General features: G+C 49.1%; 14 protein-coding genes. 4 read left to right on the top strand and 10 right to left on the bottom strand.

The genetic code is table 11. From position 1 onward, the window contains the following. Positions 1–190: 190 nt before the first annotated feature. From H9X84_RS10430 to H9X84_RS10390, 9 genes are all read right to left on the bottom strand, one after another. Positions 191–1162 (bottom strand): dipeptidase, encoded by a 972-nt coding sequence (locus tag H9X84_RS10430; protein WP_205134246.1) that lies wholly within the window; start codon positions 1160–1162, stop codon positions 191–193. A gap of 130 nt (positions 1163–1292) precedes the next feature. Next, positions 1293–2507 carry a DUF819 domain-containing protein gene (locus tag H9X84_RS10425; RefSeq protein ID WP_205134247.1) on the bottom strand — a complete coding sequence of 405 codons (1215 nt, stop codon included), beginning with the start codon at positions 2505–2507 and terminating at the stop codon, positions 1293–1295. 474 nt (positions 2508–2981) lie between these two features. After that, positions 2982–4742 carry a pyruvate kinase gene (pyk, locus tag H9X84_RS10420; protein ID WP_205134248.1) on the bottom strand — a complete coding sequence of 587 codons (1761 nt, stop codon included), beginning with the start codon at positions 4740–4742 and terminating at the stop codon, positions 2982–2984. Between the two features lie 147 nt (positions 4743–4889). Next, entirely contained in the window at positions 4890–5873 is a 984-nt protein-coding gene (gene pfkA, locus H9X84_RS10415; RefSeq protein WP_205134249.1) for a 6-phosphofructokinase, read from the bottom strand. 19 nt (positions 5874–5892) lie between these two features. After that, the gene (mtrB, locus tag H9X84_RS10410) at positions 5893–6144 is read right to left on the bottom strand and encodes a trp RNA-binding attenuation protein MtrB (RefSeq protein ID WP_205134250.1); all 252 of its coding nucleotides are present in this window, start codon (positions 6142–6144) and stop codon (positions 5893–5895) included. A gap of 10 nt (positions 6145–6154) precedes the next feature. Beyond that, complete coding sequence (locus H9X84_RS10405; RefSeq protein WP_243423734.1) at positions 6155–9634, bottom strand: DNA polymerase III subunit alpha; 3480 nt, start codon at positions 9632–9634, stop codon at positions 6155–6157. A gap of 133 nt (positions 9635–9767) precedes the next feature. Next, on the bottom strand, positions 9768–10976 hold the full coding sequence (locus tag H9X84_RS10400) for an ABC transporter permease (RefSeq protein WP_205134251.1): 1209 nt from the start codon (positions 10974–10976) through the stop codon (positions 9768–9770). Beyond that, positions 10970–11668, bottom strand: a complete 699-nt coding sequence (locus H9X84_RS10395; RefSeq protein WP_205134252.1) for an ABC transporter ATP-binding protein — start codon at positions 11666–11668, stop codon at positions 10970–10972. The genes H9X84_RS10400 and H9X84_RS10395 overlap by 7 nt, the downstream gene beginning before the upstream one ends. Positions 11669–11681: 13 nt before the next feature. Then, on the bottom strand, positions 11682–12905 hold the full coding sequence (locus H9X84_RS10390) for an efflux RND transporter periplasmic adaptor subunit (protein WP_205134253.1): 1224 nt from the start codon (positions 12903–12905) through the stop codon (positions 11682–11684). Between the two features lie 226 nt (positions 12906–13131). Between H9X84_RS10390 and H9X84_RS10385 the strand changes: the two genes are divergently transcribed. Beyond that, entirely contained in the window at positions 13132–13608 is a 477-nt protein-coding gene (locus H9X84_RS10385) for an RNA polymerase sigma factor (RefSeq protein WP_205134254.1), read from the top strand. 2 nt (positions 13609–13610) lie between these two features. Then, a complete protein-coding gene (locus H9X84_RS10380; protein WP_205134255.1) occupies positions 13611–14474 on the top strand; it encodes a DUF3298 domain-containing protein in 864 nt (287 codons plus the stop codon). A gap of 154 nt (positions 14475–14628) precedes the next feature. Here H9X84_RS10380 and H9X84_RS10375 read toward each other — a convergent pair whose 3' ends face one another. Further along, positions 14629–16308 (bottom strand): glutamine--tRNA ligase/YqeY domain fusion protein, encoded by a 1680-nt coding sequence (locus H9X84_RS10375; RefSeq protein WP_243423735.1) that lies wholly within the window; start codon positions 16306–16308, stop codon positions 14629–14631. A gap of 197 nt (positions 16309–16505) precedes the next feature. Here H9X84_RS10375 and H9X84_RS10370 point away from each other — a divergent pair, with 197 nt between their 5' ends. Then, positions 16506–16961: a DUF5721 family protein gene (locus H9X84_RS10370; RefSeq protein ID WP_205134256.1), complete on the top strand. Its 456-nt coding sequence runs from the start codon at positions 16506–16508 to the stop codon at positions 16959–16961. Positions 16962–17090: 129 nt separating this feature from the next. Continuing rightward, positions 17091–19112 (top strand): molecular chaperone HtpG, encoded by a 2022-nt coding sequence (gene htpG, locus H9X84_RS10365; RefSeq protein WP_205134257.1) that lies wholly within the window; start codon positions 17091–17093, stop codon positions 19110–19112. The last annotated feature ends 32 nt before the right edge of the window (positions 19113–19144 follow it).

The raw sequence follows: 19144 nt of genomic DNA, 5'->3' as shown, positions 1-19144 counted from the left end.
GCTCATAGTTCCTCCTAGTTTAATGGATGTCTTTGCAAACACCATTTTACCAGAAACTGTGAGTCATTTTTACTTGTTGCACTTAGATTATAAATTCAAACGCAAAAAAGCGGAGTTCCGGCCCCAAACCGGATCTCCGCCTTTCTTTTCGCATCCTGCCATATTCAGGATCACGAAAATATTTTTTTCATTACCCCAAGATTTTTTGAATCAAATGATGCCAGTTTTTCCAGGTAATCATTTCCATCTCTTCTTCTGTAAAACCAGCGCCGCGCATTTTCTCCAATAATACGGGCACCTTGGAACAATCCTCCAGGCCTACGGTATAGGAGGTATCCTGATCGCTGTAATCTTTCATAGCGTCATTGGACAGGAACTCGAAGAAGTCAAATCCAAAGCCCATGTGCTCCACGCCGATCTTGTCCGCGATATAAGAAGCGTGGTCTACAAAACGATCAATGGTCTGTTCCGGAATACTCTGGCTGACAAACAGATTAAAGGAATTTAAGCCAACCAAACCGCCTGTTTTTGCAATTTCCTTCAGCTGGTCATCAGTCAGGTTTCTTGCTGCGTTAGACAGCGCTTTGGCATTGGAATGAGATGCCAGAATGGGTGTAGACGCCGTTGCCATAACATCCCAGAAGGACGCTTCATTCAGATGGGAAACATCAACGATCATTTTTCTATCTTCCAGAGCACGCACCATTTTCTTACCCGCTTCTGTCAGGCCTCTGGTGGGTGTACCCTGTACGCCAGTCCCCAGCATATTTTCTTCGTTCCATGTGAGCATGGCATGACGCAGGCCAAATTCGTACAGCTGATCCAGCTTGTCGGTATCGTCTCCAATGGAAGCCAGGCCTTCCGCACCCAGCAGAATATAGAATTTTCCTGCTTCCTTTGCCTTCTGGATCTCTGCTGTATTATGTACCAGCACCGCATCCTGACATTCCGCCATCTCTTCTTTTACGGCCCAAAGAAGCTGTTCTGTCCGTTTTACGTAGTCTGTGGTGTAGGGGGGATCTACCCACAGTACAAAACATCCGCCTTCAATCTGGCCCTTACGCAGTCTGGGCAGATGATGCTTTCTTAAAACGTCAGTTTCTCCTTTCAGGCGCTTTTGCAAAACGTCGGTAAAAATATCAGAATGTCCGTCAAAAACCATCGAATCCCCTTCTTTCTTTTCTGCATCCTTCCGGTTCTCCTTGATTTGTGAAATGGTAGAAGTACAAATATTTTGAAACTATGGAATTATGCAACACAATAAACAACATAAATTACTTTTTTTATCGCACTCAGGCGCCTAGCAGCTGTCCGATAAACGTACCAGCGTAGGTACCTATGATATACCCCAGAGTACCGATCAGCATGATAGGACCTACCAGCTTGATCCAGCCTTTGGAGATTGCCATGGCTGCCGCTGTGGTAGGGCCGCCGATATTGGCGTTGGAAGCCAGAATAATGTCTTCCAGATTGAATTTGAACAGTTTGCCGAATACAAAGCATACCAGCATATTGATCAGAACCATGATTGCGCAGAATACAAACAGCAGAGGCGCTTCTCTCAGGATCTGAGGGATAGACGCGGGCACACCAATTACAAAGAAGAATAAGTAAATCAGATAAGTGCCGATTTCCTGTGTGCCGGATGTCTTTTCCACCTGTTTGGAGAAGAATGTTGCTACCAGCATTGCCACAGTGGTCATAATCAGATATTCGTTGCCCAGCAGGCCGTTGATCATTTTCAGCACAACGCCTTCCGCAGGGATTACCTGACCCAGGAAGCCTGCTACGATCTTGGAAACGCATACGATGATGGCGCTGATGGCAAAGTCAATGGCGATATCACGCAGGGAAATGGGTTTTCTTTCCCAGTAAGCGGATGCCTGTGTTTTTGCTTCGTCACTAACACCAATGCTTTCCACCTCATCCAGATGAGGATGTCTGAAATGTTTGCGGAAGAAACCGATCCCGGGGATCGCTACCAGAACGAAGAAGTAGAACGCCATCAGGCAGTTATCCGCAACTGTTGTTGCAGCTACCATTTCGCCCGGAATATCAAATGTCTTGGACAGTGTTGCGAAGTTTACGCCGCCGCCGATATAGGAACCGGTCATCATGCCGGCGATGCCTTCCAGATAAGGAATCTTGCCCTGCAGAAGCTTGTAAGCTACTACTGCCGCAATGGCGGTACCGCAGGAACCGATCAGATAAATAATCAGCAGTTTTCCGGATTCTCTCCAGATCTTACGAACGTCGCACTGCATCAGCAGCAGAGGAATCGCCAGGGGTACCACATAGCCCCAGATGATGTCATCAAACCAGGGGGCACTTGTGGGTATGATTTTCAGATTGGTCAATGCCAATGCGCCAATCAGCGCAATGATAGCGCCGGAAATTTTAGAAGCAAACTTAAAGGTCTGCTCTGCCCATATGGAAATGGCAACCCAACCGCAGGTAATCGCCATCAGCGCCCACGTGTTGTCCGCACTAATTAAGGTCGTACTCATAAATCTCCCTCCTATTTTCCTTTCGATGCGCAAAAAGCCTTTTGGGCACCGTATCTATTTGTTTTTCCTTTGAAGAACTGTGCACTGCTTCCGGATGTCCTTCATGTGATTCAACATAATGAATCAATAGATTAAATATATTGAATCCCTGTCAATATCTTAAATCCCCATTCCCCTTGTGTCAATATTTATTTTGAAGAAAATTCAATATTCTGAATTATTCGTTCTTTTTCACAAAATCATATGTCCACATCTGAGCATATTCCCCATAGATGGAAAAATTTTCCTCTGGCAGAACATACAAAAAAATCCTATGATCTTCCTGTTACGGACGCAACCGGTCAAAACCCTGTAAAATCAACGTTTTTATGGATACAGTAAACATCTTATCTTCGAAAATCCACCAGAAAAAAAGGCATCAGACCACTTATGAAAAAGTGATCCAATGCCTTTGATGAACCCTTCCGGAAAAGATTATTTTTCTCCGGGAATCCCTTTGTATACAAAGCCTCTTTCCGCGTCAACGGTAATCAGCGCGTCATTGGGAATAAAATCAATGACTTTCGCGTTGCAGATAATCACGGGAATATCCAGCGCTCTGCCGGCAATCTCCGCATGGCAGTTTTCCGCATGCGCCATCGGTCCTACAATGACTGCCGATGCCTTCTGAAGAAGGGGCATAAAATCATTGTCGGTATAGGTAGTTACCAGGATATCGCCTTTTTTGAACTCGCTTTCCATTTCCTCCCGTACTTTGATGACACGGGCGGTGCCGCTGACCTTTTTGGTGCCGATACCGATGCCCTTACACAGCACATCCCCTACAATGTCTACCCGCAGAGTATTGGTGGAGCCGCTGATGCCCACAGGCATCCCCAGCGCCAGAACCACTGTGTCTCCGTTCTTTACCAGACCGCTTCTTTCGGCAATCCGCATAGCTGTATCAAATACCTGGCCTTTGGGAAGCGCTCCTTTATGCAGCACAGGACGGCAGCCCCATACCAGATTCAGCTGGCGCCAAACCTGCTCCTCCATAGTGCCCGCCGCAATGGGGCAGACAGGACGGTGCTTGGAGATCATTCTGGCCGTAAAGCCGGACTGCGTAATGGTGCAGACGCAGGCTGTTTTCAGTTCCGCAGCGGTGGTGCAGGCCGCAAAGCTGATGGCATTGGTAATATTGGTCTGGCCCTCATCCAGATTTCTTGTGAGGTTCTTGCTGTAATTGATACTGCTTTCTGTCTTTTCCGCAATTCTCGCCATCGTGGAAACAGCCTCGCAGGGATAAGCGCCCATGGCTGTTTCGCCGGACAGCATGATGGCGTCACTGCCGTCAAAAATGGCATTGGCAACGTCATTGGCCTCTGCTCTGGTGGGTCTGGGGCTCTTTACCATGCTTTCCAGCATCTGTGTGGCTGTAATGACAGGTTTGCTGTATTTATTGGCTTTTGCAATCAGCATTTTCTGTACCAGAGGCACTTCTTCCGGCGGGATCTCTACCCCCAGATCCCCTCTGGCTACCATAATGCCATCAGAAACCTCCAGGATCTCGTCGATATTATCCACGCCTTCCTGGTTTTCGATCTTGGAAATGATCTGGATTCCGTCGCCGCCGTTTTCCTCCAGCACTTTCCGCATTTTAATGACATCGGATGCGGAACGCACAAAGGAAGCCGCTACATAGTCAAAACCATTGGCAATACCGAATTTCAGATCCTGAATATCCTTCTCTGTCAAAGCAGGCAGGTTTACCTGTACTCCCGGCAGATTTACACCCTTTCTGGAGCTGACTTCGCCGCCGGTCACTACCACACAGTGTACCTCCGGACCCTGAATGCTTTCTACCCGCAGTTCGATCAAACCATCGTCTACCAATACACGGGAGCCTTTCTGCAAATCCTTCGGCAGATCCGCGTAGGTCACGGAAACACGTTCCTTCGTCCCCGGCACATCTTCCGTAGTCAGAATAAAGCTGTCCCCTTCTTCCAGACGGATTTTATTCTGCTCAAAGGTCTTGAGCCGGATCTCCGGTCCCTTCGTATCTAAGATCAAAGGAATCGGCTCGCCTAATTCCTCTCTTGCCTGTTTCAAATTTTTGATTATTTCGCCAAGGCTTTCATAAGTGCCATGGGAAAAATTCACCCTGGCCGCATCCAAACCGCACTGTATCAGATTTTTCATCATTTCTACACTGCCAGATGCTGGGCCAAGAGTACAAACGATTTTTGTTCTGCGCATCCCATATGCCTCCTTCAATAGTCTCTTTCCACGCCGTTTTGCAGATTTCTTCGCAAACGGCGGAGGCGGCTTGCGCCTTTCGGCCAGCCCAATTCCGGCCAAAATTCGCGGCACTTCCGCCAGATTCCTTCTCTTTGTTTTATCTCATCAGATCGCCAGGACCTTGATGACATCATAGATCTCTCTGTCCAGGTGTTTTTCCATATTCAGCGCTTCGGTCAGATCCAGCACCTCATAACGGCCTTTGTTGTAGGAAACAACACGGTTCTGCTGTCCTTCCAGAATCGCCTTTACGGCATGGTAGCCCATCATGGAAGCGTGCATCCGGTCTGTTGCTGTGGGGCTGCCGCCTCTTTGCAGATGGCCCAGAATGGTAGCTCTTGTCTGGATACCTGTGATTTCCTGAATATCCTTAGCCAGCTTCTGTGTACCGCCAACGCCTTCCGCTACAACGATCAGGTTATGGCGCTTGCCGATGCTTCTGTTTTCCAGAATCTGCTGGATAACTTTCGCGCTGTCAATTTTGTCCTTTTCCTCGGGGAACATAACGTCCTCCGCGCCGCCGACCATGCCGCACCAGATGGCGATATAGCCCGCGTCTCTGCCCATGACTTCCACAACGGAACAGCGTTCATGAGAGCTGGAAGTGTCTCTTAATTTGTTCAGCGCGTCCATCCCTGTATTTACCGCTGTATCAAAACCAATGGTGTATTCTGTGCAGTTCATGTCCAGGTCAATGGTAGCGGGAATCCCAATACAGTTAACCCCTCTTTTTGCCAGTTCCGCCATACCGCGGTAGGAGCCGTCGCCGCCGATCACTACCAGCGCGTCCAGGCCCAGAATCTTGTAGATGGCAGCCGCTTTGCTGACGCCTTCCTCTGTCATCATTTCAGGGCAGCGGGCTGTGTGCAGGATGGTACCGCCCAGATTCATGACGTTAGACACATCCTTGCTTCTCATTTCTTTGATTTCCCCATTGATGAGACCATTATACCCTTTGCGGATCCCAATGACTTCCACATCATGATACTGCGCGGTACGCACTACGGCACGGATGGCCGCATTCATGCCGGGCGCGTCGCCGCCGCTGGTCAAAACACCGATTTTTTTGATCTTTTTTTCCTGTTCCATGATAATTCCTCCCAATAAGTTATACACTTTCCTCTGTTTCCCCACTATGGATGACGCCGTAGGGGGTATAAATCTCCGCTTTCCCTCTGACTTTGATGGCCGAGGTATGCTCTGTGAACTGCGCGATCAAAACTTCGTTGCGGTCCAGTTTTTCAGTGTGATGTATCTTTGTTGTTTCTCCCCTGGTTACGCCGATAATATTCACACCCTTTTCCATTGCTTTCACGCAGATAAACGGCGCTTCCGCAAAAAATTTGTCATCCTCTTTCATCATAAGCCTCCTATCCATTCTTTACCGCCACATTTTTCTCGCCCAGCAGTTCTCGAAGTTCCTTTAGCAGGCCTTCTTCTAAGGTTACCCAGAATTTCCGGTCCGCTTTCATCTTTTGTTTTGTTTTTTCTTCATATATATACACAGGCGTATCGCCTTTGTATTTCTGTAATATGGCTGTGATCCATACCAGCGGTGTTTCCTCTCCCGCCGGCTGCTTCAGCCAGAGGGAAGCCGGTTTTTTCTCCGATCCTTCCTGCATCAGAGGAACGATCGACGAAGCGATCACTTTGGCCTCTCCATCGGCAGATACATTGGCCCGGCCTTTCACCAGCACCACGCTTTCCTCGTCCAGGGATGCGCCGCACTGCTCCATGACTTTCGGAAATACAACGATTTCTATATTCCCCTGCAGGTCTTCCAGCGTCAGGAAGCACATTTTTTCATTATTTCTGGTATATTTCACATTTTTCGCCGCAATCATGCCGCCAACAGAAACCTTTGTTCCTTCTGTCACCTGCATCCTGTCTTCTTCTTCCTCTTCCGGAAGAAAATCTATGCTGGTATGGCTCACCTTCCGGCGAAGTTCCTTTTCATAAACCGCCAACGGGTGACCGCTGACATAAATGCCCAAAACTTCTTTTTCCATAGCCAACAGTTCTTTCTGCGGAAATTCCCCGATCTGCGGCAGATCATCGGTCTGCGCTGCCGATGCGCCTCCCAAATCAAAGAGGTTCATCTGGCCGTCAATATTATTTTTTCTGGACTGTCCGATGCCGTCCAGGATTCCCTTATAACATGCCATATACTGACTTCGTTTTCCGCCCAGAGAGTCCAAAGCGCCGGATTTGATCAGGCTTTCCAGCCCGCGCTTGTTCCACTCCCCGCTTTCCATGCGGCTGCAGAAATCCGTCAGCGAGACAAAAGGTCCGTTTTTCTCCCGTTCCGCCACCAAAGCGTCTACGGCATTTCTTCCTACGTTTTTTATGGCCGCCAGCCCAAATCGGATCTGGTTCTCCGATACAGAGAAATGACCATATCCCTCGTTGATATCCGGCGGCAAAAGCCGGATGCCCATTTTCTTGCATTCTTCAATATAACCGGAAACTTTATTTGCGTTGTCCATAACGCTGGTCATCAGCGCCGCCATAAATTCCACCGGATAATGGGCTTTCAGCCACGCCGTCTGATAGCCTACCACAGCATAGCAGGCCGCATGGCTCTTATTAAAGGCATACTTGGCAAAATCGGTCATTTCGTCAAATATTTTCTCCGCCGCTTCGGCGGGGATGCCCTTTGCCACACAGCCGGGCACTTCCTGTCCGTCGCCGTAAACAAAGTTCTGCCGCTCTTTTGCCATAACATCCGCCTTTTTTTTGCTCATGGCGCGGCGAACCAGGTCGCTTCTGCCCAGGCTGTATCCAGCCAGATCCCGTACGATCTGCATAACTTGTTCCTGATATACGATACAGCCGTAAGTATTTTTCAAAATCGGCTCCAAAGCCGGATGGGTATACTGAATATTTTCCCGGTTGTTCTTCCCTTTGATATATTTAGGAATAAAATCCATAGGACCGGGACGATACAGAGAAATCCCGGCAATCAAGTCTTCCAGCCGTTCTGGCTGCAGTTCCCGCATGAACTGCTTCATACCGCCGCTTTCCAACTGGAACACACCCTCTGTTTTTCCCTGGGAAATCAGCTGGTATACGGCTGGGTCATCATCCGGCAGGGTATCCATATCCAGCTTCGCGCCATGGATACGCTCCACTTCTTTTACGGCGTTCTGAATAACCGTCAGGGTACGCAGTCCCAGAAAGTCCATTTTCAAAAGTCCCAGTTCCTCCAGAAGCGTCATGGTATACTGGGTATTGACCTGCCCATCGTTGGCGCTGAGGGGCACATACTCCATAACCGGCTCCCGGCAGATAACAACACCAGCCGCGTGGGTGGAGGAATGACGGGGCAGGCCCTCCAGACGCATAGACAGATCTATCAGATTTTTGGTAGTCTCTTCGCTTTCATAAGCTGCCCGCAGTTCCGGGTTCATTTTTAAGGCTTTTTCTATGGTGATTCCCAGCTCCGTAGGAATCATTTTGGAGATCCGGTCCACGTCGGCGTAAGGCATCGCCAGCGCCCGGCCCACATCCTTGATGGCCGCTCTGGCCGCCATGGTTCCAAAGGTAATGATCTGGGCTACATGGTCCTCTCCGTATTTCTCAATAACATAATCAATGACTTCCTGTCTGCGCTCATAGCAGAAATCCACATCAATATCCGGCATACTGACACGCTCCGGATTCAGGAAGCGCTCAAAAATCAAATCATAACGCAAAGGGTCGATGGTGGTAATATGCAGGCAGTAGGAGACCATACTCCCTGCCGCGGAACCTCTCCCCGGCCCTACAATAATATCATGTTCCTTGGCATAGCGGATAAAATCCCATACAATCAGGAAATAATCCACATAGCCCATGGTCTCAATGGTGCGCAGCTCGTACTCCAGCCGCTCCTTCCATTCATCTTTGGGCTCCGGATACAATTCCCGGAAACCGGCGTAGCAAAGCTCCCGCAGGTATTCCTTCGCCGTTTTGCCCTCCGGCACATCGAAACGGGGCAGTTTTAATTCGTGGAACACAAAATCCACATTACACCGTTCGGCGATTTTTGCCGTATTTTCCAGCGCCTCCGGCGTATCCGGAAACAGCGCGTACATTTCATCCGGGCTTTTCACATAAAACTGTCCGCCCTCATAACGCATACGGTCCTCATCCTGTACAGTCTTGCCTGTCTGGATGCACAAAAGCACATCATGGGGCACCGCGTCCTCTTTATAGATATAATGGCTGTCGTTGGTGGCGATCAGAGGAATCCCCGTTTCCCGGGACATCCGCTTCAGGGCCTCATTGACAGTTTTCTGCTCCGCCATGCCGTGATCCTGCAATTCCAGGAAGAAATTTCCTTCCCCGAAGATATCCAGATATTCCAGCGCCGCTTCCTTTGCATGGTCATAGGACAGCGTCAAAACATCTCTGGCTACCTCCCCCGCCAGACAGGCAGAGGACGCAATAATGCCCTTGTGGTATTGACGCAGCAGGTCCTTATCCACCCGCGGCTTATAATAAAATCCATCAATAAATCCATAAGAAACCAGTTTAATCAGATTGTGGTAGCCTTCCTCATTTTCCGCCAGAAGCACCAGGTGGTAATAACCGCCGCCCTTGCCCTCCTTGACCAGACGGGAGCCGGCCGCCACATAGACTTCGCAGCCAAGGATGGGTTTGACGCCCGCAGCCTTTGCCGCTTTGTAAAACTCGATGGCACCGTACATGGCGCCGTGATCGGTGATGGCAATGCTGTCCATGCCCAGTTCTTTCACCCGTTCCACCAGTTCCTTAATCTTTGCCGAACCATCCAGAAGGCTGTATTCCGTATGAACGTGCAGATGGGTAAAAGGTCTCTGCCCGCTTCCCATATTCTGTTCTTCCATGAAAAACGCCTCCTTCCCAAGATTCCACATCAAAGTATTATACCATACTCCCGCCCAAATCAACACAAAAAAAGGTGCAACCCATGAATTTTTTCCATGTTTTACACCTTTTTTGACATTTTACCTTACTTTTTTATTCATAACGCAGAGCGATCACCGGGTCTGCTTTGGCGGCTTTTCTGGCTGGATACAGGCCAAAGCCCAGCCCTACCATAGCGGAAAAGACCACAGCGATAACGATCACCTGGAATTTCACTACCGTCGTAATGCCAAAGGCCATGCCGCCGATGGCAACCACAGAAATCCCAAGCGCCGTGCCGATCATGCCGCCGGCGGCGGAAATCATAGCCGCTTCCACCAGAAACTGGGTCAGAATATCTTTGGTCTTAGCTCCCAGCGCCTTTCGTATGCCGATCTCCCGGGTTCTCTCCGTTACGGAAACCAGCATGATATTCATAATGCCGATACCGCCCACTACCAGAGAAATGGCGGCAATGGCGCCGACTACCGCGGACAAAGAGCCCAGCATACTGTCTACCATATTCATTTCTTCCGACGCGGAGCTCATAACAATGGACTGACGGTCTATATTTTTTGTTCTGGAAAAATAAGACACGATCCGTTCCTTCATCAGATCCATCTGCGACGCGTCATTGATAATCATGTAAACGCTCCACATCATGCTGTCCGGCGATACAAGGATACTTTCCGGGATATAGGCCGTTTCCATACTGCCGCCCTGAAGGGCTTTCATCAGCGCGGAATCTGTATTCTGGTAGACCCCTACCACCAGGAATTCCTCCAGATTATTGTTAAGCTTGATTTTGACGGTTTCCCCGACGGCGTTTTCCGTACCGAACATATTGACCGCCGTCTCTTTCTGGAGGACCAGATGATGCCGTTTTTTCTGCACATCCTCATCATTGAGCATCCGGCCGTAAATAATATTCAGATTCTTCATGGCTGTGGGATTTTCCGCCAGCCCCGTCACAGAAATTTTGCTGGTTCTGCGCCCTACGCTCAAATCCGTTCGGGTACTCTGATTAAAACCCACATACCGCAGGCTGTCTCCCATGGCTTCCTTCAGCCGGTCCGCTTCCTCCTGGGTAAAAAGCTCATTTTCGCCCAGATAATCCTCCTGTGAATTGATATAGACATAGGCCAGACCGAGGCCAACATTCTTATACTCATTGGCTACCACACTGCGCATGGTATCCCCCAGGGAAACAATGGCGATGACGGAGCTGATGCCGATAATCATGCCCAGCATCGTCAAAAAAGACCGCATTTTGTTTGCCCGGATGGAAGAGGCCGCCAGACGGATATTTTCAAAAATCAACATTCCTCCTTCACCACCCTTTCATCCTGTATGATCTGTCCATCCTGAAAACGGATGATCCGCTTGGTGCAGGCGGCAATATCTTCCTCATGGGTAACTACGATGACCGTAGCCCCTTCTTTGTTCAATTCCGTGAAAAAATCCATAATCTCATGGGAGGATCTGGTATCCAGATTCCCCGTAGGCTCATCGGCCAGAATAATGGCGGGGCTGTTGGCCAGAGCTCTGGCAATGGCCACCCTCTGCTTCTGACCACCGGACAGCTCATTGGGCATATGGTGGATTCTGGCGCCCAGGCCCACCTTCTCCAACAGCTGTTTTGCCCGTTCATGGCGTTCCTCGCCTTTCATGCCGCCATAGATCATGGGGATCTCCACATTTTTCAGGGCGGATGTACGGGGAATCAGCTGAAAGGCCTGGAAAACAAACCCGATCTTTTTATTCCGGATCGCAGAAAGCTGATCCTCGTTCTGCCCGGAGATAGAAATGCCGTCTAATTCATAGACCCCCTCAAACTGCCGGTCCATGCATCCCAGAATATTCATCAGTGTGGATTTCCCGGAGCCGGACTGGCCCATAATCGCCACATACTCGCCTTCATAGACACTTAGATTGATCCCCCGCAGGGCATGGACCTGAATGGCGCCGGTATCATAATATTTATTCAGATGTTCGATTCTGATGATTTCCTTCATATCCAGTGCCTCCCTACTGTACCGCAACCATCATTCCTTCCGTCAGATTTGCGGAAGGATTCAGGATGACTTTTGTGCCCTCCGGAATCTGGCAGTCCTTCAGCTCCGCCTCCAGATCCGTTTCCAGCCCAACGGTTACGGGCACAATATGTACAACGCCTTCCTCTGTCACAGTATAGACCGCTGTTGTGCCGTCCACCTGCTGCCCAACGGCTTCAATGGGAACGATCAGCGCGTCCTTTGCGGAAGCGATCAGAATAGTGGCCTCCGCCGTGATCCCGGCGATCAGTTTTTCATTCTCTCCCTCCACACGGATATATACCGGGATAACTCGTTCGCTGGAGCTGCTGTTTTTCTGTTCACCTGTGGGAGAGATCCGCTCCACCACGCCGCTGACGGTGTCGCCTTCCAGAATCTCCGCTCTGATTTCTACTTTCTGACCCACTTCCACCTGATCGATGTCATTTTCACTGACCAGAACCTTCATCTGCAAATGGTCGATGTCCTCGATCACAAACATGGGCTTGCTGTTTTCCGTTTCATCGGCGAATCTGCCTACCTTTGTATTGACTCTGGTGACCGTTCCGCTGATGGAGCTGCGGATCTGGCAGTCATTCAAGGTCTGGGCCTGTACGCTGGCCTTCTGCAAGGTATTGCTTCTGGTCTGTCTTTCGGAATCGGTCAGAACAGCTTTCCCGTTTTCCGTGGGAATGGCATCCAGGTCCCGCTGTGCTTTTTCCAGGGTGGACTTGGCATTATCCATTTCCTGTTCGGTACCTGCCCCGGCTTTATACAGGGCCGCTGCCTTGTCATAGGCTTTCTGGGCTTCATTTTTTACGGCCAGAGCGTTGTCATATTCCTTCTGGCGGCTGTCCAGGGTTTCCTGCTGCTGGTATTCCAGCAGCTTCAAATCCCCCTGTGTCAGGGAAATTTCCTGCTGGAGATTGCTGCTGTCCAGCACCGCCAGAAGCTGCCCCTTCGTCACTTTATCCCCTTCTTTGACCAGAAGTTCCTGTATTTTATAATGCAGCTTGGAAACGACCTCAATACTTTCCGTTCCTTCCAATACCGCCTTCTGCTTTAAGGTCTGGCTCAGATCCCCTTTTGTTACCGCCGCTGTCATCACCGGCGTGCCAGCGGGCTTGGCGTTTTTCGCCCCCAGAGCCATTTTGGCGCCGCCGATCACCACAACCGCGATGGCAACCCCCAGCAGAATCTTCTTTTTTGTCAGCTTCATATCATTTCCTCCTTACCTGCTCATTCAGTTCTGGGAAAAATTATAGAAGATATTTTGGAAGATGACAGACGATTTCTTTTAATATTTATTTAATCTTGCTCCGTGGGTTTTTATTTCCATAGACAGGGGCATTTTCTCTGTTAAAATGGAACGCAGAAAAAAATTTTTATTTTCCAAAACTTTTTCCCTCTGAAAAAACGTCTTAGGTACAGAAGGAGGTCAAAAAATGAACAAAGCAAACATGTTTGAACAATTTATCAATGAAAATGTAGACGCTGCGTACCGGTTCGCTTATACATATGTCAAAAACAAGGAGGATGCTGAGGACATTCTGAACGAAAGTGTGGTAAAAGCGCTGCGCTCCATCAACAGTCTGAAGGACACCGGAAAAATGAAATCCTGGTTCTATACCATTATCGCCCGCACGGCCCTCAGCCATATAAAGGACAGACAAAAAATCATTTATCTGGAGGATGGCGCCATGGAGCATCTGGAGCCCCTGACAGACGATTATTCCCACATCAGTTTTGAGGAAATGATGGACCATCTGGACCCAAAGCATCGGCCGATCCTGGTGCTGCGTTTTCTGGAGGATATGACCATCTCAGAAGTGGCGCAGATCCTGGAATTAAATGAAAACACTGTAAAATCAAGGCTCTACCGTGCCTTGGAACGATTAAAACTGGAAATACAGGAGGTATAAATATGAAAAATGATATGATGAACAAATGGAAAGAAGAATATAAAAACATCAAAGCGGACGAAGCGTTCAAAAAACGTCTGTCCGATACCATGAAAGCAGAAAAGAGAAAACTGAGCAGCCGTCATAAATGGATGGGCGCGGCGGCCTGCCTCTGTCTGCTGACCGCCAGCCTCAACGCCAGCCCTACACTGGCCTATGCCATGAGTCAGGTACCCGTCATGGATTCCGTTGTCCGTGTGCTTACCCTTAACCGTTACGAAGTGAAAGAGGACAACTACCAGGCAAAAATAGAAACCGCTCAGATCCAGGGGCTGATGAATCCGGAACTGGAGGCGCAGCTGAACGCGGAATTTAAAGAAAACGCGGCCCAGATCATTGCCGCTTTCGGACAGACCATTGAGGAAATGCAGGAAGCCTCCGGTGACGGTAATTTCCACGAAAATATGGAATATACATATTCCGTAAAAACAGACAATGAGGATATTCTGGCTCTGGAATTTACGCTGTTTGAGGCAAGAGGTTCCGCCTGGGAAAAACATACCTTCTATAATATCGACAAGAAAGCCGGCAAGCTTATTGCCTTCTCCGATCTATTCAAAGAAGGCGCCAACTACACCACGCCCATTGACGCCTATCTTCTGGGTGAAATGGAACGCATGAACAAAGAAGAAGGCGGCATGTTCTTCCTGGAAAGCCAGAGCGACGCCCAGAACGCGTTCCGCACCATCGGGTCTGATCCCAAATTCTATATCAACGCAGACGGAAACATTGTCATCTGCTTTGATGAATACGAAGTCGCCGCAGGCGCCCAGGGCAGCCCTTCCTTTGTGATCCCGCAGGATGTTGTCAAAGACATTTTAAAATAAATCCCTTCCTCTCTTTAAAAAATCGCGGGATCAAGAAACAGACCGGATCAACTCCCGGTAAAAAAGAAAGCTGAACTCTTTGTCATACAAAGAGTTCAGCTTTCTTTACTTTCTATGAAGATGCCTCACGATGTTTCATCGCCCTGCGGCATTCTTATTTTAATTTAAAAGAGCTCTTCAACGGCACGATCCGGTTAAATACCAGATGATCCTCTGTGGTGTCCTTGGTATCTACGATATAGTAACCGTTACGCATGAACTGATAGCGCTCTCCCTTTTTGGCGTTTTTGATGGAAGGCTCGATGACAGCATTCTCTTTTACCTCCAGAGAGTTGGGGTTCATAATCATCTCTCCGTTGGGATCGTCGGGATTATCCAGCATCATATAATCGTACAGTCTTACCGTTGCCTTTACATGGTCGGAAGCGCTGACCCAATGCAGAGTACCTTTGACTTTTCTGCCCTCGAAGCCACTGCCGCTTCTTGTCTCGGGATCATAAGTGCAGTGTACTTCTACCACATTGCCCTCTTCATCCTTGACAAAATCGGTGCAGGTTACGAAATACGCCCCTTTCAGACGAACCTCCTTGCCGGGGGCCAGACGGAAGAATTTCTTTACAGGTTCTTCCATGAAGTCCTCTCTTTCGATATACAGCTCTCTGGTAAAAGGCGCCACTCTTGTACCCAGTTCCGGGTTTTCGGGGTTGTTCTCCAGTTCCATCATTTCCACCTGACCTTCGGGGTAGTTGGTAATAACCAGTTTCAGAGGGTCCAGCACCGCCATAACCACAGGGGCTTTGGCCTTCAGGTCGTCACGGATGCAGTAGTCCAGCAGACCGCTGTCTACCATACTGTTGGCCTTGGAAACACCGATGCGTTCGCAGAAGTCGCGGATAGATTCCGGTGTATATCCTCTGCGGCGCAGACCGCTGATGGTAGGCATACGGGGATCGTCCCAGCCGTCTACCAGCCCGTCCTCTACCAGCGCACGGAGCTTTCTCTTGCTCATGACTGTATTGGTCATGCCCAGACGAGCAAATTCGATCTGTCTGGGAGGATTTACGGTATAGCCCGCTTCTCTTACGACCCAGTCGTACAGAGGGCGGTGATCCTCAAATTCCATGGTACAGATGGAGTGGGTGATGCCTTCGATGGCGTCCTCCAGAGGATGGGCAAAGTCATACATAGGATAAATGCACCATTCTGTACCGGTGGTATGATGTGCCGCGTGGGAAATACGATAAATCACAGGGTCTCTCATATTGATATTGGGAGACGCCATGTCGATCTTGGCCCGCAGGGTACGGGAGCCGTCAGGGAACTCCCCTGCCTTCATGCGCTCAAACAGATCCAAATTTTCTTCCACACTGCGGTTGCGGTAAGGGCTTTCCTTGCCGGGTGTGCTCAGTGTGCCTCTATATTCCCGCATTTCTTCCGCTGTCAGGTCACAGACAAAGGCCTTGCCTTCCTTGATGAGCTTTACAGCCACTTCGTAATATTTCTGGAAATAGGAAGAAGCATAGTACAGCCGGTCCTCCCAGTCGAAGCCCAGCCATTTTACGTCCTCCTGGATGCTTTCTACATATTCCACATCTTCCTTGGTGGGGTTGGTATCGTCAAAACGCAGATTGCATTTGCCGCCGTAGAGCTTTGCCAGCCCGAAGTTCAGGCAAATGGACTTGGCATGTCCAATGTGCAGATATCCATTAGGTTCCGGCGGGAAACGGGTATGGATCTTATTCAGTTCTCCCTCCAGATCCGCCTGGATGTAGTTATGGATAAAGTTGCCGGTGGCGCCTAATCCGCTGTTTTCCATTGTTTTTTCTTCTGCCATAGGGTAGTTCCCTCCTAAAAAAATTACCTTATTTCGATCATTCATTTTTGGAAAATCATACTTTATTATAATATAGGCGCTTGTCAAACGCAAGAAATAACGGATATTTTTTGGCGGAGCCTCCCCTTCCCGCCATTGCCAGCGCCATAAAAAAACGGTATAATATTCCCGTGAAATCACCAAGGAGGATATTGACCATGCACGCATTTACCGTACCGGATACCAAACATTTTATGTCCCTGCTTTTCAAAAGCGACGCCTTTGACGGCTTCCGCTTCCGGCAGGGTGAAATTTCCGCTTTTGCCCATCTTTCTCTGGACGGTAAGCGGGACATGGATTTTTATGAGGAAACGGAGCAGGAAGGCTGGTGCAGCTGGGCAGAGATCAAGCCGCTGGTCTTTCAGGCCATCCGCGGGAAAAAAACACCCAAACAGATGAAGCTGGTGCTTTCTCTTTCGGAAGAAGAAGCGGCGGATTACGAAAACGCCCAGGCATTGTTCTGGAACCTGCTGTTTCGGGAAGGTATTCTCCTTTGCACCCTCTCCGTGGCCCAGGAAACCTTTTCCCTGGACAAAAAAAGCGAGGACCGATGGTTTTCCTATATCCAGAACTTCTGTCAGGCCAATGGCATCGCCATCCAAAAAGAAGATTGATAATTTTGTTAGCACTCAATTTGATTGAGTGCTAATTTTTTCTTGACTTTTCCTCCCGCGGTGCTACAATATTCTTTGTAAAGCAGAATATGATGGAGTTTTCCATAGCAACAGGAGGTTGAATATCATATGAAAGAAACTGGGAATCTTTCCATAAACAGTGAAAATTTTTTGCCGATCATTAAAAAATGGCTCTATACCGACAAGGATATTTTTATCCGGGAACTAGTGTCCAACGCCTGCGACGCCGTGACAAAACTGAAAAAGCTGATGCTCATGGGCGAGGCGGACCACATTCCTGCCGAGGAAGCCTTTCAGGTACGTGTGCTCCTGAACAAGGACGAAAAAACATTACAGATCGTGGACAACGGTATTGGCATGACCGACGAGGAGATCAAAAAATACATCAACCAGATCGCCTTCTCCGGCGCCGCTGATTTCCTGGCGAAATATGAGGAAAAAGCCGAAGGGGACAACGAAATCATCGGCCATTTCGGTCTGGGCTTCTATTCCGCCTTTATGGTAGCCAATAAAGTAGAGATCGACACCCTGTCCTACCAGCAGGGCGCGGCAGCGGCGAAATGGAGCTGTGCCGACGGCATCGACTACGAAATGTCCGACGGCAGCCGCACAGAACGAGGCACTACTATCACCCTGTACCTCAGCGAGGACGGTGAGGAATTTCTGGATGAAACAAAGCTCTACGCGGCTTTGCATAAATACTGCGCCTTCATGCCCGTGCCTATTTTCGTAGACATCCTCAGCAAAGAGGACGAGGCCGAAGAAACCCCTGCCGAAAAAGACAACACCATCCATATTTCCGAAGAAGAAGCCGCTTCTCTGACGAAAGAGGAGATTCTGGCGAAGGCCCAGGAAAAAACAGAAAAAACCGAGGAAGAAAAAGAGGAACCCAAGCCCCTCAACGATCCCTCTCCCCTGTGGCTAAAACAGCCCAGAGACTGCACTGAAGAAGAATATAAGGAATTTTACCATAAGGTATTCTTTGACCTGAACGATCCTCTGTTCTGGATTCACCTGAACATGGACTATCCCTTCCGCCTGAAAGGTATCCTTTACTTCCCTAAACTGGTGGAACAGATGGATGTGGTGGAAGGCCAGATTAAGCTCTATTCCAATCAGGTCTATATCGCTGACAATATCAGGGAAGTGGTGCCGGAATTCCTGCTGCTGTTAAAAGGCGTGCTGGACTGCCCGGATATGCCCTTGAACGTATCCAGAAGCGCCCTGCAGAACGACGGCTATGTAGAAAAAATGAACAGCTACATTACCAAAAAGGTAGCCGATAAGCTGAACCAGCTCTTTAAATCCGACCGGAGCGCCTACGAAGGCTTCTGGGATGACATCGGTATGTTCTTCAAATACGGCTGTATGCGAGAAGAAAGCCTTTACGACAAAATCAAGGACGCTCTGCTGTTAAAGACCACCGACGGCGTATACGAAACCATTGCCGAATATCTGGAAAAGAACAAGGAAAAACACGAAAACAAGATTTTCTTTGTAACAGACGAGGCACAGCAGGCACAGTATATCCGTATGTTCAAGGAACAGGGGCTGGAGGCGGCCATTTTGACCTCCCCTGTGGATAAGCCCTTTGTTTCCTTCCTGGAATACAAAAACCCCGGCGTAAAGGTACAGCGGATCGACGCCGATATTACCGATACTTTGCAGGAAAAGAAAGACGGCGAAGAAAGCGAAGCCAAGAAACAGGCAGACGAATACGCCAACACCAAAATGGAGACCCTATTCCGGGAGGCTCTGTCCAAAGAGGATCTGAAGGTAAAGGCGGAACACCTGAAAACAGCCAGCGTTTCCGCTATGATCCTGCTGAGCGAAGACAGCCGCCGTATGATGGAAATGATGGAGGCATATGGAAACAACGAAATGTACAAAGCCATGTTCGCCAATGTAAAACCCGACGAAACACTGGTACTGAATAAATCCAACAAGCTGGTGCAGTTCCTGATGGATGCCGCCGATCAGGAGGAGAAAAAAGAGGACTGCCAGATGATCTGCCGCCAGGTATATGATCTGGCTCTCATGAGCCACCGCAGCCTGACCAGCGAGGAAATGACCGCGTTCATCGACCGCAGCGGACAGATTCTGGAAAAGCTGGCGGAACTGGAGAAATAAGGAACGAAAACCAAATAAACTTCTAGATACAG

Origin of the sequence: Anaerotignum lactatifermentans (assembly GCF_016902535.1) — a bacterium.
Lineage (GTDB): Bacteria > Bacillota > Clostridia > Lachnospirales > Anaerotignaceae > Anaerotignum > Anaerotignum lactatifermentans_A.
Note: the sequence above shows the minus strand (reverse complement) of the source record. Positions and strands in the feature narration are given on the sequence as shown.

Coding starts and splice junctions, on each gene's coding strand:
- H9X84_RS10430 (WP_205134246.1), bottom strand. CDS start 1,162: ATGGTTTTTGACGGACATTCTGATATTTTTACCGACGTTTTGCAAAAG.
- H9X84_RS10425 (WP_205134247.1), bottom strand. CDS start 2,507: ATGAGTACGACCTTAATTAGTGCGGACAACACGTGGGCGCTGATGGCG.
- pyk (WP_205134248.1), bottom strand. CDS start 4,742: ATGCGCAGAACAAAAATCGTTTGTACTCTTGGCCCAGCATCTGGCAGT.
- pfkA (WP_205134249.1), bottom strand. CDS start 5,873: ATGGAACAGGAAAAAAAGATCAAAAAAATCGGTGTTTTGACCAGCGGC.
- mtrB (WP_205134250.1), bottom strand. CDS start 6,144: ATGAAAGAGGATGACAAATTTTTTGCGGAAGCGCCGTTTATCTGCGTG.
- H9X84_RS10405 (WP_243423734.1), bottom strand. CDS start 9,634: ATGGAAGAACAGAATATGGGAAGCGGGCAGAGACCTTTTACCCATCTG.
- H9X84_RS10400 (WP_205134251.1), bottom strand. CDS start 10,976: ATGTTGATTTTTGAAAATATCCGTCTGGCGGCCTCTTCCATCCGGGCA.
- H9X84_RS10395 (WP_205134252.1), bottom strand. CDS start 11,668: ATGAAGGAAATCATCAGAATCGAACATCTGAATAAATATTATGATACC.
- H9X84_RS10390 (WP_205134253.1), bottom strand. CDS start 12,905: ATGAAGCTGACAAAAAAGAAGATTCTGCTGGGGGTTGCCATCGCGGTT.
- H9X84_RS10385 (WP_205134254.1), top strand. CDS start 13,132: ATGAACAAAGCAAACATGTTTGAACAATTTATCAATGAAAATGTAGAC.
- H9X84_RS10380 (WP_205134255.1), top strand. CDS start 13,611: ATGAAAAATGATATGATGAACAAATGGAAAGAAGAATATAAAAACATC.
- H9X84_RS10375 (WP_243423735.1), bottom strand. CDS start 16,308: ATGGCAGAAGAAAAAACAATGGAAAACAGCGGATTAGGCGCCACCGGC.
- H9X84_RS10370 (WP_205134256.1), top strand. CDS start 16,506: ATGCACGCATTTACCGTACCGGATACCAAACATTTTATGTCCCTGCTT.
- htpG (WP_205134257.1), top strand. CDS start 17,091: ATGAAAGAAACTGGGAATCTTTCCATAAACAGTGAAAATTTTTTGCCG.